Source organism: Stenotrophomonas sp. STEN009, from assembly GCF_056760395.1.
In genome coordinates this window covers 14,686-30,132 of the sequence record NZ_JBRRES010000005.1, presented here as the reverse complement: position 1 = coordinate 30,132, position 15,447 = coordinate 14,686, and the positions used below count along the sequence as shown (strand labels likewise).

Annotated in this window: 11 protein-coding genes; 5 read left to right on the top strand and 6 right to left on the bottom strand. The window is 66.5% G+C overall.

The window, feature by feature from the left end; translation table 11 throughout:
* The first annotated feature begins 46 nt into the window (after nt 1-46).
* The 3 genes from ACVOMM_RS03525 (at nt 47) to ACVOMM_RS03515 (ending at nt 4,831) form a co-directional block, all read left to right on the top strand.
* A complete protein-coding gene (locus tag ACVOMM_RS03525) occupies nt 47-1,255 on the top strand; it encodes an MFS transporter (protein WP_481525890.1) in 1,209 nt (402 codons plus the stop codon).
* 218 nt (nt 1,256-1,473) lie between these two features.
* On the top strand, nt 1,474-3,723 hold the full coding sequence (locus ACVOMM_RS03520) for a TonB-dependent siderophore receptor (RefSeq protein WP_065174656.1): 2,250 nt from the start codon (nt 1,474-1,476) through the stop codon (nt 3,721-3,723).
* A gap of 127 nt (nt 3,724-3,850) precedes the next feature.
* On the top strand, nt 3,851-4,831 hold the full coding sequence (locus ACVOMM_RS03515; RefSeq protein WP_053517376.1) for a cation diffusion facilitator family transporter: 981 nt from the start codon (nt 3,851-3,853) through the stop codon (nt 4,829-4,831).
* Nucleotides 4,832-4,838: 7 nt separating this feature from the next.
* Here the strand turns inward: ACVOMM_RS03515 and nfi are convergent, their stop codons facing one another.
* Nucleotides 4,839-5,513 carry a deoxyribonuclease V gene (nfi, locus tag ACVOMM_RS03510; RefSeq protein WP_481525889.1) on the bottom strand — a complete coding sequence of 225 codons (675 nt, stop codon included), beginning with the start codon at nt 5,511-5,513 and terminating at the stop codon, nt 4,839-4,841.
* 93 nt (nt 5,514-5,606) lie between these two features.
* Between nfi and gpmA the strand changes: the two genes are divergently transcribed.
* Nucleotides 5,607-6,356 carry a 2,3-diphosphoglycerate-dependent phosphoglycerate mutase gene (gene gpmA / locus ACVOMM_RS03505; protein WP_053517379.1) on the top strand — a complete coding sequence of 250 codons (750 nt, stop codon included), beginning with the start codon at nt 5,607-5,609 and terminating at the stop codon, nt 6,354-6,356.
* A gap of 121 nt (nt 6,357-6,477) precedes the next feature.
* On the opposite strand, the gene ACVOMM_RS03500 is transcribed toward gpmA, so the two are convergent.
* A complete protein-coding gene (locus tag ACVOMM_RS03500; protein ID WP_481525915.1) occupies nt 6,478-7,245 on the bottom strand; it encodes a hypothetical protein in 768 nt (255 codons plus the stop codon).
* 267 nt (nt 7,246-7,512) lie between these two features.
* Between ACVOMM_RS03500 and ACVOMM_RS03495 the strand changes: the two genes are divergently transcribed.
* Nucleotides 7,513-9,606 carry a M13 family metallopeptidase gene (locus ACVOMM_RS03495; RefSeq protein ID WP_065181147.1) on the top strand — a complete coding sequence of 698 codons (2,094 nt, stop codon included), beginning with the start codon at nt 7,513-7,515 and terminating at the stop codon, nt 9,604-9,606.
* A 78-nt stretch (nt 9,607-9,684) separates the two neighbouring features.
* On the opposite strand, the gene ACVOMM_RS03490 is transcribed toward ACVOMM_RS03495, so the two are convergent.
* The 4 genes from ACVOMM_RS03490 to ACVOMM_RS03475 form a co-directional block, all read right to left on the bottom strand.
* Nucleotides 9,685-10,296, bottom strand: a complete 612-nt coding sequence (locus tag ACVOMM_RS03490) for an HD-GYP domain-containing protein (RefSeq protein ID WP_065181148.1) — start codon at nt 10,294-10,296, stop codon at nt 9,685-9,687.
* Between the two features lie 52 nt (nt 10,297-10,348).
* Entirely contained in the window at nt 10,349-13,813 is a 3,465-nt protein-coding gene (gene mfd, locus ACVOMM_RS03485; RefSeq protein ID WP_065181149.1) for a transcription-repair coupling factor, read from the bottom strand.
* 125 nt (nt 13,814-13,938) lie between these two features.
* Nucleotides 13,939-14,484 carry a GNAT family N-acetyltransferase gene (locus ACVOMM_RS03480; RefSeq protein ID WP_053517384.1) on the bottom strand — a complete coding sequence of 182 codons (546 nt, stop codon included), beginning with the start codon at nt 14,482-14,484 and terminating at the stop codon, nt 13,939-13,941.
* 95 nt (nt 14,485-14,579) lie between these two features.
* The gene (locus ACVOMM_RS03475) at nt 14,580-15,437 is read right to left on the bottom strand and encodes a 23S rRNA (adenine(2030)-N(6))-methyltransferase RlmJ (RefSeq protein WP_053517399.1); all 858 of its coding nucleotides are present in this window, start codon (nt 15,435-15,437) and stop codon (nt 14,580-14,582) included.
* Nucleotides 15,438-15,447: the final 10 nt, after the last annotated feature.

The window sequence follows — 15,447 nt, the reverse complement described above, 5'->3', positions numbered from 1 at the left end:
ACCATTGTCGATAGGGTGCATCCAGTTTCAATATGCAACCACGTTCATGCCCGCTTCCGTCCTTCCGCGCGCTCTGCTGGCCCTGCTGGCCATCGCGGCGGGTGCCAGTGTGGCCAATGTCTATTACGCACAGCCGCTGCTGGAGCGCCTGGCGCAGGCCTTCGCCATGGAGCGCGCGACGGCCGGCGCTGTGGTTGCCGCCACCCAGGCCGGCAGCGTGCTGGCCCTGCTCGGCCTGCTGCCGCTGGCCGACCGCGGCGATCGTCGCCGCCTGCTGCGCGTGCAGCTGCTGGCACTGGTGATGGTGCTGCTGGGACTGGCGGCAGCACGCAGTACCGCCTGGCTGCTGGGGGGCATGCTGCTGGCGGGCCTGCTCGGGACGGCGCTCACCCAGGGACTCATCGCCTATGCAGCCACGCTGGCACCGTCGGGGCAGCGGGGGCGCGTGGTTGGCATGGTGCAGGGCGGGGTGTTCATCGGCCTGCTGGCTGCGCGTGTGGTATCCGGCGCGGTGGCGGCCCTGGCCGGCTGGCGCGCGGTGTACCTGCTGTCAGCAGTGATGATGGCGGCGTTGGCGATGCTGCTGTGGCGACGCCTGCCTGCCGTGCCTGTTCCCTCGCAGCCGCCGGCCTGGCGCGCGCTGCTCGGCTCGATGATGACGATGCTGCGCAGTGATCGCACGCTGCGCGAGCGTGGCCCTCTGGCGCTGCTGCTGTTCGCCGGCCTCAACGTGTTCTGGGCGGCCGTACCGCTGCCCCTGTCGGCATCACCGATGAACTGGTCGACCGCGGCCATCGGCGCGCTCGGTCTGGCCGGCATGGTCGGTGCGCTGCTGGCTGCACGGGTGGGGCACTGGATGGATCGGGGTTTCAGCCTGCGGGTGAGCCTGGGGGCGCTGCTGCTGATGCTGCTTGCGTGGTGGCCCCTGCTGGGTCTGCCGCACGCCCTGGCATGGCTGCTGCTGGGCGTGGTGGTGCTCGATCTGGGAGGACAGGCACTGCATGTGTCCAACCAGGCGTTGCTGCTGCGCGCGCCTGCCGAACAGCACGGTCGCCTGGTGGCGCTGTACATGCTGTTCTACGCGGTCGGCAGCGGCGCCGGTGCTGCGGCCGGTACGTGGATGCAGGCGCACCACGGCTGGACCATGGTCTGTGCACTCGGTGCAGGCATCGCGGTGACGGCGCTGGCATGGTGGGCGTTGCATGCCGCTGCACCGGCAGCGCGTCACCCCGGCGGCCACCGGCCCCCTGCGTAGTACCCATCAGCAGGGGTACGGCGAATGAGCGTACTTGGCCCCATGCACATTTGCGAAGCGCTTGCACTGAGTTGACGCATTTGAGAATCAATCGCATTGATGGGAGAATGCGCGCATGGACCGGCCTGCGGAAGATGTGCGGCGCCGCTCCCACTCCCCCCGTCGTCGCCTCAAGCCCTTTGCCAGAGGTCCCGTTGCCCTGCCAGAAGGTGTTGAAGATGTCTGCCGTCCTTGTTCCGCCGCCGCGCCCGTTGGCGCTTGCCGTTGCTGCCCTGCTTGCGGGCAGTGCCCTGGGTGCCCATGCGCAGACCGACGCGACCGATATCGATACGGTACACGTCACCGCCTCGCAGATCGCGCGTCAGGCCCTGGGTACATCGACCATCACCGCGGAGGACATCGCGCGCCGTCCTCCTGCCAACGACATCGCCGAGCTGCTGCGGACCATGCCCGGTGTCAATCTCACCGGCAACAGTGCGTCTGGCCAGTATGGCAACAACCGCCAGATCGACCTGCGCGGCATGGGGCCGGAGAACACGCTGATCCTGGTGGACGGCAAACGCGTCGGCGCCCGCGACGCCGTGCGCATGGGCCGCAGCGGTGAGCGCAATACCCGTGGCGACACCAACTGGGTGCCGGCGGAGATGATCGAGCGCATCGAAGTGCTGCGCGGTCCGGCAGCGGCGCGTTATGGATCCGGCGCCTCCGGCGGCGTGGTCAACATCATCACCAAGCGCCCGACGGGCGATCTGACCGGAGCGGTCGATCTGTACGGACTGGTACCCGAGCACAGCGCCGAAGGTGGCAGTGAGCGCGTGGGCCTGCAGCTGAGCGGCCCGATGACCGATGCGTTGTCCTTCCGCCTGTATGGCAACCTCAACAGGACCGACGCCGATTCGCTCGAACTCAATCGCGCGTTCGCCACCGCGCCGGGCACCGTACCTCCCGCAGGCCGCGAGGGCGTCAAGAACCGCGATGTCAACGCGCTGCTGCGCTGGGACATCAACGCCGGCCAGGTGGTGGAATTCGAAGCCGGTACCAGCCGCCAGGGCAACATCTATGCGGGCGACCGTGCCGTGAGCAACACCGGTACCTCCACGCCGGTCGATCTGGCGGCGCTGGCCGAGAGCGAGGCAGAGACCAACCGCATGTACCGCACCACCGGGGCGATCACCCATCGTGGCCGCTGGGGTGATGTGACCTCGCGCGTTACTGCTGCGGTGGAAGCGGTCAACAATTCGCGCATCAACGAAGGCCTGGCCGGTGGCCCCGAGGGCAGCTTCAACGGCACCGACTGGTCCACCTCCCGCCTGCGCAATTACCAGCTCGACGGCGAGGTCAGTTTCCCGACCACGATCGGCGCGGCGGAGAATGTCTGGACGCTGGGCTTCGAGCATCTCGACAGCCGCCTGACCGATCCGTATTCGATGAGCCAGTCCGGCAGCAGTGGCGGCGGACTGCCGGGCCTGTCGGCCGATCGCGCGCGCGGCAAGTCCGATGCGCAGACCACGGCGGTCTTCGTCGAAGACAACATCTACCTGGGTGAACGCTGGATCGTGACGCCGGGCCTGCGCTTCGACCACCACAGCCAGTTCGGCAACAACGCCAGCCCCAGCCTCAATGCGCAGTTCCGCATCAATGGCGACTGGGTGGTGAAGGGCGGCATCGCACGCGCGTTCAAGGCTCCCAACCTCTACCAGTCCAATCCGGACTACCTGTACTACACCCGTGGCAACGGCTGTCCCAACGCACTGCCGAGCCTGGGCGCGGGCTGCTACCTGCAGGGCAACGCGGAGCTGGACGCCGAGACCAGCCTGAACAAGGAACTGGGCGTGGAATGGGCTCCGCAGAGTGGCTGGCAGGCCTCGTTGACCTACTTCCACAACGACTACAAGGACAAGATCGAGGCCGGGTATACCCAGGTCGGCCTCACCGCCGATACCCGTGGCCGGATCTTCCGCTGGGAAAATGCACCGAAGGCCATCGTGCAGGGCCTGGAGGGCAACCTGGTGGTGCCGCTGCTGGGCGAGCAGGGCGACCGGCTGAAGTGGAGCAGCAACTTCACCTACATGGTGGAGAACGAGAACAAGAGCACCGGCCAGCCGCTGTCGGTGATACCGCGGTACACGGTCAACACGATGCTGGACTGGCAGGCCACCGAAAAGCTGTCGCTGCTGCTCACCGGCACCTTCTACGGCAGGCAGGAGCCGGCCACCACCAACATCAACAACGATCCTCGCTGCACCGGAAGCTGCGATCCGTCGGTGGTGCTGCAGGATCGGGGGGCATACAACATCTGGGGCGTGAGCGCGCGCTACAGGGTTACCGGGACGGTCAGCTTCGGTTTCGGCGTGAACAACCTGGCCGACAAGCGCCTGTTCCGCGAAGCCAACAGCAGCGACGCTGGCGCGGCGACCTACAACGAGCCGGGCCGCGCCTACTGGGCCAGCCTGCGTTTCGGCTTCTGAGCGCGCGCGGTGCCTGACAGGCATGGCCCGGTGCGACCGGCGCCGCACAGCTGCAATGTTATAAACATCGTAATAGTCTCCCCCGCAGCCACGCCGTAGCCTGACCGCATCGCACAGGAGCTGTTGCATGGGCCACGACCACGATCACCTGCCGTCCCAGATCCGCCACGAGAAGCCGTTGTGGTGGGCGTTGGGGCTGACTTCCACCTTCCTTGTCGTCGAAGTCGTCGGCGCGTTCTGGACCAACAGCCTGGCGCTGCTGTCCGATGCGGCCCACATGGCCACCGACGCGCTGGCACTGATGATCGCGCTGGTCGCGGTGCGCTTGAGCCGGCGTCCGCCGGACGCGCGCCGCACCTATGGCTATGCGCGGCTGGAAGCCCTTGGCGCGATGATCAATGGCGCGATGCTGTTCGTGGTGGCCGGCTACATCCTGTGGGAAGCGGTCGGCCGCTTCCGCGAACCGCAGGAGATTGCCTCCACCGGCATGCTGGTGATCGCCGCCGCCGGCCTGGTCATCAATCTGATCTCGATGCGCCTGCTGCAGGCCGGCAGCGGTGAAAGCCTCAACGTCAAAGGTGCCTACCTGGAAGTGTGGGCCGACATGCTCGGCTCGGTGGCGGTGATCGTCGGCGCGCTGCTGATCCGCTGGACCGGCTGGCAGCCGATCGACCCGATCCTGGCGGTGCTGATCGGCCTGTGGGTGCTGCCACGCACCTATGTGCTGATGCGCGAGGCGATCAACGTGCTGCTGGAAGGCGTGCCCAAGGGCATGGATGTGGCGAAGGTCCGCGACAGCCTGTCCGGTCATGCCGCGGTGCTGGACGTGCATGACCTGCATGTGTGGGCACTGGCCTCGAGCACGCCGGCGCTGACCGCGCATGTCGTGATGCGCGACGGTACCGACGCCGACGTGCTGCGCCGTGAGCTGGGAGGTCGCCTGCACGATGACTTCGGCATCGAGCATGTGACCCTGCAGATTGAAGCGGATCACTGCGGAGAGGCATGCGGAGATCCCGCGCCGCCCAGTGCGGCCGCACCGGATGCGCGGCACGATCACGACCACGGCGAGGACGCGCAGGGCCATCGCGGCCACGTGCACCACTGATCTGCCGCTACGCGTCCCGTCGCGACGCCAGCCGATCCGCCAGGCGGGTCGGCTCCGGCAGGCGATAGCCACGCAGCGTGCGCTGCACCCACTGCAGTGCGGTATCGGCGCTGATGCGGTGCCCGCCAGCGACGAACAGCGGCCTGCAGCGGACCTTGTTGCGCAGCACCCAGCCGAGCTGTTCATCGCCATCGAGCAGGGGCGTATGCGCGCCAGCCTCGTCTGCGGGCTCGACGAAGCGACCGACCAGTCTCGACTTGGCCACGCCGATGCTCGGCAGATCGGTGACGACGCCCAGGTGCGCCGCCACGCCCAGCCGTCGCGGATGGCTGATGCCGTGCCCGTCGACGAAGACCAGGTCCGGCGAACGCGGCAGCAGGGCCAGTGCAGCGAGCAGGGCGGGCAGCTCGCGGAAGCTGAGCAGGCCAGGGATGTAAGGCATCACCGTGGGAATGCGGGCGATCTCCCGGGCCACCGGTTGCAGGGTGGCGGCATCCAGCAGCACGGCTGCGGCGCGGGCGGTGCGGCCGTCGTCCTCGAAGCCGACGTCCAGCCCGGCCAGCCAGCGTACGGTACCCGGCAGCCGGTCGCTGCGCTCCACCCGCGCCGCAAGTCGCAGCTGTTGCTCGCGTGCGGCGGCGACGCTGCCCTGCCAGCGCCCGGGATCGATCACGGTATTCATCGATCACAGCATCGCATGGGCCGCGCCACGGCACGGTGAGCGGCCCCGGGGCTACAATGGCGTCCTGCCTTTCCTCGCGTTGGAGATCCTGCAGTGACCCGTAAACTCGTACTGTTGCGCCATGGCCAGAGCCAGTGGAACCTGGACAACCGCTTCACCGGCTGGGTCGATGTCGACCTGACGGAGCAGGGGCGCCGGGAAGCGGCCGCCGCTGGCCGCCTGATGCGCGAGGAAGGCCTGCAGTTCGACGTCGCCCACACCTCGGTGTTGAAGCGCGCCATCCACACCCTGCAGGGCGCCCTGGCCGAGCTGGAGCAGGACTGGCTGCCGGTGAACAAATCCTGGCGTCTCAACGAGCGCCATTACGGCGGCCTGCAGGGCCTGGACAAGGCCGAGACCGCTGCAAAGCACGGCGAGGAGCAGGTCAAGGTGTGGCGTCGCTCCTATGACATCCCGCCGCCGCCGATGGATCTGGAAGACCCGGGCCATCCGATCCACGACCGTCGCTACGCCGGGCTGGACCGCAACGCGCTGCCGGGTACCGAATCGCTGGCCACCACCCTCGACCGCGTGCTGCCGTACTGGCACGACGCCATCGCGCCGCAGCTGAAGGACGGCAAGACGGTGCTGGTGACCGCCCACGGCAACTCGCTGCGCGCGCTGTACAAGTACCTCAACAATGTTTCGCGCGAGGAAATCCTCGAGCTGAACATTCCGACCGGCATTCCGCTGCTGTTCGAACTGAACGATGACCTGACCGTGCAGTCGTTCCGCTACCTGGGCGACCCGGAAGCGGCGCGCAAGGCCGCTGAGGCCGTGGCCAACCAGGGCAAGGCCAGGTAACCATCGGAAGGCCGGCGCACGCCGGCCTTCTGTTTGTGTGAACCATTTGGAAAGACTTGATGGAATTTCAATCTGCCGACAGTCTTTCTCTGCCGACATCTCCATATGCTCGACGGATTTGTTAGCTGCAGTAGCTGCAGCGATGCAGGGTGCTTACCCCACTGTCATGAGGGCAACGAAGAGAGGGGGGCGAATTCTCTTCCGCCACCATCGTCATGCCTCCAACAATCACTGAATCTTCTGGGTATTTTGGCTGAAGCACGTAGCCAGGGATCAGGGTTTTCAGGATCTCATGGCAAATTTGCCTTAGGGCTGATTTTTCTGGCCCCACCATGTTTACGGTAGGTCCATTATCCTGCTGAAAAACCCAGCCAAGAGAGTTTTTTCGAGTAAGTTCTGCGTAGGCGATGTCGAGAGCTGGATCGATGTGCGCACCGCCGTCTTTGTTGGCTACCGCTAGTACCAGCTCTCTTCTCGTAAAGGTTCGCTTGTCTGAGTCAACAAAAATTACTTGATTCCACCAGTCCTCGAATTTGATTTGTCTTGGTGGTGCAAAGCCGCCATCGAGGAAGGCTTGGTACTTGGCGCCCGCCTTATTCATGACGGTTACCACCAGCCCGCTATGCGAGACTAGGCTGTCCTGATTCAGAGGGGCAGATGTGTCCCAGAAGGGCAAGTCCTTCATTGCGAGCTGAAGAAGGAGTGATTTAGATTGCCTGTTCTCATGTAATAGAACTCGGGCCGTCGCCGCGATCCTCTTTGACTCTCCTTCATAGCCGTCGTCAAAGGATTTGGCGGAGTTCCTGAGGAATTCGATTTGCTCACGTAGATGCTGCTCCAGTTCTTCGCGAGACTGAGTATGTCTATTTGACGGAAAATTTGAGTTCATGCATTCCACTTGCGGGCTCAGGGTGGGCTGTTGTCCGGATCGGAGAAAATTCTTGTGCTTCTGTCTGGTGGAAGATTTGGTCGTTTCTATTAAATAGATACTATTGTATTGCGTCAGGCAGGGCGTGTCTGATGGCGTATAGAACCACCGTTTAGAACCACCATTGTGAAAATCTGACTGGACGCTCGTGGACTACTCGTGACCTTTGGCCGGTCCCTGCCGCGGGCGTCCCCGTCTACCCTGTGGAATTACCCGCAGGAGAGCCTCATGAACGTCCGCAACCTGGCCCCGCTGGGCCTGACCATCGCCATCGCCGCCTCCCTGGCTGCGTGTGGCAAGAACGAAACTGCACCGGCGACCAGTGCCGACGCTACGCCGGCCTTCGACCTGTCACAGATCAAGACGCCGCTGATCTCGCTCAACAGCGCCGATCTCGATCCGGCCATCGCGGCCTGCACCGACCTCAATGGCTTCGTCAACAGCAAGTGGCTGAAGGCCAATCCGGTACCGGGCGACCAGACCACCTGGGGCAGCTTCGAAATCCTGCGCGAGCGCTCGCTGGAAGTGCAGCATGCGCTGGTACAGCAGGCTGCCGCCAGCCAGGCCAAGGCCGGTTCGGTGGAAGCCAAGATCGGCGACATCTGGAAGACCGGCAACGACGAAGCGAAGATCGAGGCTGCGGGCCTGGCGCCGCTGCAGCCGCAGCTCGACAAGATCGCCGCGCTGAAGGACACCGCCACCCTCACCCAGTACTTGCGCGACAGCCAGGCCGAGGGCAAGGGCGTGCTGTTCTCGCTGTTCGCCAATGCCGATTACAAGGATTCGGCCAATGTCATCGCCTACGTCGGCCAGGGAGGCCTCGGCCTGCCGGAGAAGGGCTACTACTTCGATGATGCGCAGGCCAGGATCCGCGACGCCTACGTGGCCTACATCGCGCAGGTGCTGACCCTGTCCGGCGTGGACGCCGCGCAGGCCGCCGAGCAGGCCAAGGCCGTGATGGCCTTCGAAACCCGCTTGGCCAAGGCGTCCATGTCGCGCATCGAAATGCGTGACCCGGCCAAGCGCTACAACCCGCTCAGTGCTGCCGACGCCGACAGGCTGACCCCGAATTTCAGCTGGACCGCGCTGTTCGACACCCTGAAAGTGCCGGCCGCGCAGAAGTTCTCGCTGGCCCAGCCGGGCTTCTTCTCCGAGATGGACAAGATGCTGGCCGATGTGCCGGCCAGCACCTGGCAGGCCTACCTGCGCTTCCACACCATCGACGACGCCTCGCCGTACCTGAGCAGCCAGTTCGAGAAGGCCAACTTCGATTTCTATGGCACCACCCTGCGTGGCCAGAAGGAAATGCAGCCGCGCTGGAAGCGCGTGCTGGAGTCGGTCAACGGCGGCATGGGCGAGGCGCTGGGCCAGCTGTACGTCGACGCCGTATTCCCGGCCGAGTCGAAGGTGGCCATGCAGCACCTGGTGGAAAACCTGTCGCAGGCGTTGAAGGTGCGCCTGGAGCAGCTGCCGTGGATGGGCGAGGAAACCAAGAAGAAGGCACTGGAGAAGTGGGCCAGCTTCACCCCGAAGATCGGTTACCCGGACAAGTGGCGTGACTGGGCAGGCCTGCAGACCAACGGCGACAGCTACCTCGGCAACATGCAGGCGGCGCGTGCGTTCAACTACCGCTACATGCTGGACAAGATCGGCAAGCCGGTGGACAGGACCGAGTGGGGCATGACGCCGCAGACCGTCAACGCCTACTACAACGCCACCAAGAACGAGATCGTGTTCCCGGCAGCGATCCTGCAGGCGCCGTTCTTCGACGCCAAGGCCGATCCGGCACTGAACTACGGCGGCATCGGCGCGGTGATCGGCCACGAGATGATGCACGGCTACGACGATTCGGGCAGCCAGTTCGCCGCCAACGGCAACTTCGACAACTGGTGGACCGATGCCGACCGCAAGGCGTTCACCGAACGTACCGACCAGCTGGTCGCGCAGTTCGATGGCTACGAAGCGGTGCCCGGCGTGAATGTGAAGGGCAAGCTGACCCTGGGCGAGAACATCGGCGACCTGGGCGGCCTGACCGTTGCCTATGACGCGCTGCAGATGGCGCTGAAGGAAGATCCGAAGGCGAACGTCGAGGTCGATGGCTACAGCCAGGACCAGCGCTTCTTCATGAACTGGGCCACCGTGTGGCGTCGCAACTTCACCGATGGCGAACTGCGCGTGCGCCTGAACACCGATCCGCACGCGCCGGCCAACTTCCGCGCCAACGGTGCGCCCTCGAACATGCCGTCGTTCGCGGCTGCGTTCCAGTGCAAGGCCGGTGACGCGATGGTGCGTGCCGACGACAAGCGCGTGGTGATCTGGTAACCGATCACACGTGAAGCGTGATGCGAAAGGCCCGGCGCAAGCCGGGCCTTTTGTCTGTTCGCCCGGTGGCGCCGGATCTCAGGCCAGCGCAGGTTCCTGCGCCAGCAGGCGATGGAAGCGCTGCAGCACGTAGGGGTCGATCAGGCCGCCGGCCTGGTCATCGAGGATGCGCAGTGCCGTTCCGTGCGCCATCGCCGCCCGGTACGGACGATCACTGGTCATCGCATCGTAGGCGTCGGCGAGCGTGACAATGCGCGCGCCCAGCGGGATGTGCTCGCCGTGCAGGCCGTCGGGATAGCCGCTGCCGTCGAATGCCTCGTGATGGGCCCGGATCAGCCTGGCCACCGCGGCGGCATCGCTGCGGCCGGTGGTCAGGAAGATGTGCTCGCCACGCACGGGATGCTCACGCATGATCGCGCGCTCCTGTTCGGTGTGCCGGCGAGGGCTCAGCAGCACGTCGTCGGGAATGCCGATCTTGCCGATGTCATGGAATCGCGCGGCCAGCGCGACCCGCGTGCCGGCCTCCTGGTCCAGGTCGCAGTGCACGGCCAGGCGCTGGGCCAGCCGGCCGACCCGGTCACAGTGATGGCGGGTGTAGGCATCGCGCATCTGCAGCGACATGGCCAGGGCATCGATCAGGCAGGCCTGTGCGTGCAGCAGGTCGGGGGCGGGTACGGCGTCAGGCAGCATGGTCGTCCGCCCGCACCGGGTGGGGCCGGTGCGGGGTGGTGGCGGTGGGAAATCAACCCGGGGCGAGGGTCGTCAGCAGGGCGCGGGCCGCATTGAAGCGGTCTTCCGGCAAGGGTAGCGGGTGCTTGATGCGGAGCTTGTCCGGGCCTTCCATCGCATACAGGTTCGGCTGCTTCTGGATCAGCTGGATCACGGCCATCGGGTCGATGTCCGGCTTCGATTCGAACACGATGCGGCCACCGTTCTCGCCCAGGTCCAGCTTGCGGATGCCCAGCGCGTTGGCCCGCAGCTTCAGCTCGGCAACCGCGAACAGGTGCTTGGCCGGGTCCGGCAGCAGGCCGAAGCGATCGATCATCTCGACCTGCAGCTCGCGCAGCGCATCGTTGTCGCGCGCGCTGGAAATGCGCTTGTACAGCGTCAGGCGGGTATGCACGTCCGGCAGGTAGTCTTCCGGAATCAGGGCCGGCACATGCAGCTCGACGTCGGCACCGCGCACTTCCTCGCCGGCATCCAGGTCCGGCAGCTTGCCCTGCTTGATGCTGCGTACCGCGCGCTCCAGGAGCTCGGTATACAGGCTGAAGCCGACTTCGGCCATCTGCCCGCTCTGGTCCTCGCCGAGCAGTTCACCGGCACCGCGGATTTCCAGATCGTGCGTGGCCAGGGTGAAGCCGGCGCCCAGCTCGTCCATGGAGGCGATGGCTTCCAGGCGCTTCTCGGCATCCGGGGTGATCGCACGGCGGTCAGGCGTGATCAGGTAGGCGTAGGCGCGGTGGTGCGAACGCCCCACGCGGCCGCGCAGTTGGTGCAGCTGGGCCAGGCCGAAGCGGTCAGCGCGGTTGATGATGATGGTGTTGGCGTTGGGGATGTCGATGCCCGACTCGATGATCGTGGTCGACAGCAGCACGTTGAAGCGCTGCTTCTGGAAATCCAGCATCACCTTTTCCAGTTCGCGCTCCGGCATCTGGCCATGGGCGATGCCGATGCGCGCTTCCGGCACGAGTTCGGACAGCTCGCGCTGCATGCGGCCGATGCTCTCCACGTCGTTGTGCAGGAAGTACAGCTGGCCACCACGCGCCAGTTCGCGCTGGAAGGCCTCGCGCAGCAGCGCGTTGTCCCATTGCGTGATGAAGGTCTGTACCGCCAGCCGGTTCGGCGGCGGCGTGGCGATGATCGACAGGTCGCGAAGACCGGCCATGGCCATGTTCAGCGTGCGCGGGATCGGCGTGGCGGTCAGGGTCAGCAGGTGCACGTTGGCACGCAACGCCTTCAGCGCCTCCTTCTGGCGTACGCCGAACCGTTGTTCCTCGTCGACGATGACCATGCCCAGATCCTTGAACTTCACGTCCGGCTGCAGCAGGCGGTGGGTGCCCACGATGACATCGATGGTGCCGGCAGCGACCTTCTCCAGTTCGGCCTTGATCTCCTTGGTGCTCTTGAAGCGCGACAGCACTTCCACCTTGAGCGGGTAATCGGCGAAGCGGTCGCGGAAGTTGCGGTAGTGCTGTTCGGCCAGCAGCGTGGTCGGCACCAGCACCGCCACCTGCTTGCCGGCACTGGCAGCGGCGAACGCGGCGCGCACGGCGACCTCGGTCTTGCCGAAGCCCACATCGCCGCAGACCACGCGGTCCATCGGCTGGCTGCTGGCGAGGTCGCGCAGGGTCGCGTCGATGGCGGCCAGCTGGTCGGGTGTCTCCTCGAACGGGAAGCCGGCGGCGAATGGTTCGTACATCGCGCGGTCGACCTGCAGGGCCAGTCCGGCGCGTGCCTGCCGGCGCGCCTGGATTTCCAGCAGTTCGGCGGCGACGTCGCGCACCTTCTCGGCGGCCTTGCGCTTGGCCTTGGTCCACTGCTCGCCCCCGAGCGAATGCAGGGGCGCGGTCTCGGCGGATGCGCCGGAGTAGCGGCTGATGAGATGCAGCTGTGCGACCGGAACGTACAGGCGGTCGCCCTTGGCATACTCGATTTCCAGGAACTCGCCCGGCATGCCACCGACGTCCATCGCGATCAGGCCGCGATAACGGCCCACGCCATGATCCTCGTGCACGATCGGCGCGCCTTCGGTCAGCTCGCCCAGGTCACGGATGATCGCTTCCGGTTCGCGGCCGGCGCGGCGCGTGCGGCGGGTGCTGCCGGCGCGCTCGGGGAACAGCTGGCGTTCGGTCAGGACCGCCAGGCGCGGATCGTCCAGGGCGAAGCCATCTTCCAGCGGCGCCACGGTGATGGCAAAGCGCACATCGCTGGCGAGGAAGGCGGGCAGGTCGGCAACCACCGGCGGCTTCAGTTCGGCCGCCTGCAGCACTTCCAGCAGGGCTTCGCGGCGGCCCGGTGAATCTGCGGCGATCAGTACCCGGCCGGGGTAGTGGCCGAGGAAGGATTTCAGCGCGTCGCCAGCGGGTGCTTCGCGGGCCGCTACCGGCAGCGCCGGCAGGGGCTGGTCGCCCAGCGCATGTGCATCGGCGATGCGCGCATGGTCGGCGGCCCATACTTCGATGCGTGGCGCGTCGTTCAGCCGCTCGCGCAGCTGCTCAGGCGAAAGGTACAGCGCCGAGGGCGGCAGCAGTGGGCGCTCGACATCGTGGCGGCGCTGCTCGTAGCGTTCGCCGGTCTGTGCCCAGAACGCGTCGGCGGCTTCGCCGGCGCCGGCACACACCACCGGCAGGCTGCCGGCAGGCAGGTAGTCGAACAGGCTGGCGGTGCGGTCGAAGAACAGCGGCAGGTAGTACTCGATGCCGGCCGGGGCCAACCCGGACTTGAGGTCCTGGTACAGCGCGCTGCGGCGCGTGTCGACATCGAAGCGTTCACGCAGGGCGGCCAGCACGCGGCCGATGCTGGCCTCATCCATCGGTACTTCGCGGCCGGGCAGCATGTGCACCGACTCGACCCTGTCCAGCGAGCGCTGGCTTTCCGGGTCGAAGGCGCGGATCGAGTCGATGTCCTCGTCCAGCAGCTCCACCCGCAAGGGCTCGTCGGCGCCCATCGGGAACACATCGAGCAGGCCGCCGCGCACGGCGAAGTCACCGGGGTCCATCACCTGCGGCACGTTGCGGTAGCCCGCGCTTTCCAGGCGGCGTTTCTCGGCCTCCAGGTCCAGGCGCTGGCCGACCTTCAGGTCGAAGCTGCCGCCGATCACGTAGCTGCGCGGGGCCAGCTGCTGCAGCAGGGTCTGGACCGGCACCACCACCAGGCCGCGCTTGAGCGAAGGCAGGCGGTGCAGGGCCGCCAGGCGCTGCGAGATGATGTCCGGATGCGGGCTGAAGCGGTCGTAGGGCAGGGTTTCCCAGTCCGGGAAGGCGATCACCGGCAGCGCGGGATCGTTGCCCAGCAGGGTCTGCAGATCGGCTTCGAGCTGGTTGGCGCCGTGGTTGTCACGGGCAACCACCAGCAACGGCGCGTCATGCGCGCGCGCCGCCTGGGCCAGGTACCAGGCCAGGGCGGTCGGTGAAGCGGGGGCGCGCCACCAGGCGCGGAGCTGGCCGGCGCGCGGCAGCGGCGGGGCGGGGTATGAAGTACGCGACATGGACCGCGGATTTTAGCAGAAGCCTCCACCCGCCCCATGATTGCTGCGTGAGCGGGCAGCGCCGGGCCATGCCCGGAGGGCGCAGTGGCTGCAACGGCATCGCCGGGCCGCGCCCGGCGTCACCGTCAGTTGTCCAGTTCCAGCACCATGCGCACCAGCCCTTCGGTGCCGTTCGGGTGCGGAACGGGCTTGAAGCCCAGCGAGGCGGCCAGCTGCTTCATCGGCTCGTTCTCGGCCGCCACATCGCCGTACAGGCGATCCAGGTACTTGCCCCGACCCCACTTCACCAGCTTGCGCATCAGCTGCCGGCCCAGGCCCTGGCCGATGAGGAAGCGGCTGATCAGGATCGCGTACTCGGCTTCGCGGGTACCGGGGATGATCGAGGCCCGGGCGACCGCACCGACCACGGCCTCACCGGCGGGCAGGGACTCGGCCGCGACCAGGGTGATCTCGGTCTTGGGATTCGGATGGGTCAGGCGCTGGGTGGTTTCCGGTGACAGCTCGGTCACCGCCTGCAGGAAACGGTCGCGGATTTCTTCCGGCCCGAACAGGCTGAAGGCCGCTTGCAGCGGCGCGCTGTCTTCCGGGCGGATGGGGCGGATCAGCAGCTCGTGGCCGCTGGGAGCCTTGAAGATCTCATGCCAGGGCGGCATGCGGTTGCGAGTGGCCATACCGGGTGATTCCTTGGTGGTCCATCGATTGTGGCATCACCGGGGCTGTCTTCCGTGAACAAAAGGCTCACGGGCGTACAGCCTCGTGAAGGCCATTATTCAGGTGCCTTGAGCCAATCCAGGCGGGTGCTGGCGCCGGGCTCACCCAGGTGCTGGCGCAGCGCCGGCAGGGCAGGACCGACCGCCCGGTCGAACTGCCAGGGGGCGTTGAGCACCAGCATGCCGCTGCCGTTGAGGCGCAGCGGTGAGTCGTCGGGGCGTACCAGGAACTCGATGGTCACTGCCGACTTGACCGGCAAGGCAGTGGCCTTGCGCAGGAAATGCAGGATCGTGCGGCGCTGCTTGATCGGGAACCACACCGCGCAGGTGGCCTGCGGCCAGCGCGCCAGCGTCTCGGCCAGCGCTGCCAGGATGCGCTGGTACTCGGCGTCCTGGGCCTCGTAGGGCGGGTCGATCAGCACCAGGCCGCGGCCGATCTTGCTGCCGTTGACCTTCGGCGGCAGCAGCGAGCGCAGCAGTGCATAGCCGTCGCCCGGGTGCACGCCGACCCGGCTGTCATGGGCGAACAGGGCCTTGAGCGTGCCTGCTTCGTCTTCCTGCAGCTCGCATACCGCCATCCGGTCCTGCGCACGCATGGCCTGGGCGGTGAGCAGGGGCGAGCCGGGGTAGTTGGTCAGCGCGCCGACCGGATTGTCGGCCTGCACGGCCTTCAGGTAGCGCTCGACCACGTCCGGCAGCTTCGGCTGCGCCATCAGGCGCATGACCCCGGATTCGGCCTCCAGCGTCTTGCGGCTCTCTTCGCTGGCCAGCAGATAGCGGCCAGCGCCGCCGTGGGTGTCCAGCACGAAGAACGGGCTGTCCTTGCGCTTGAAGCTGTCGATCAGGGCCAGCTGCACGATGTGCTTGAGGACATCGGCATGGTTGCCGGCGTGGAAGGCATGGCGGTAATTCATGGGGGCAGTG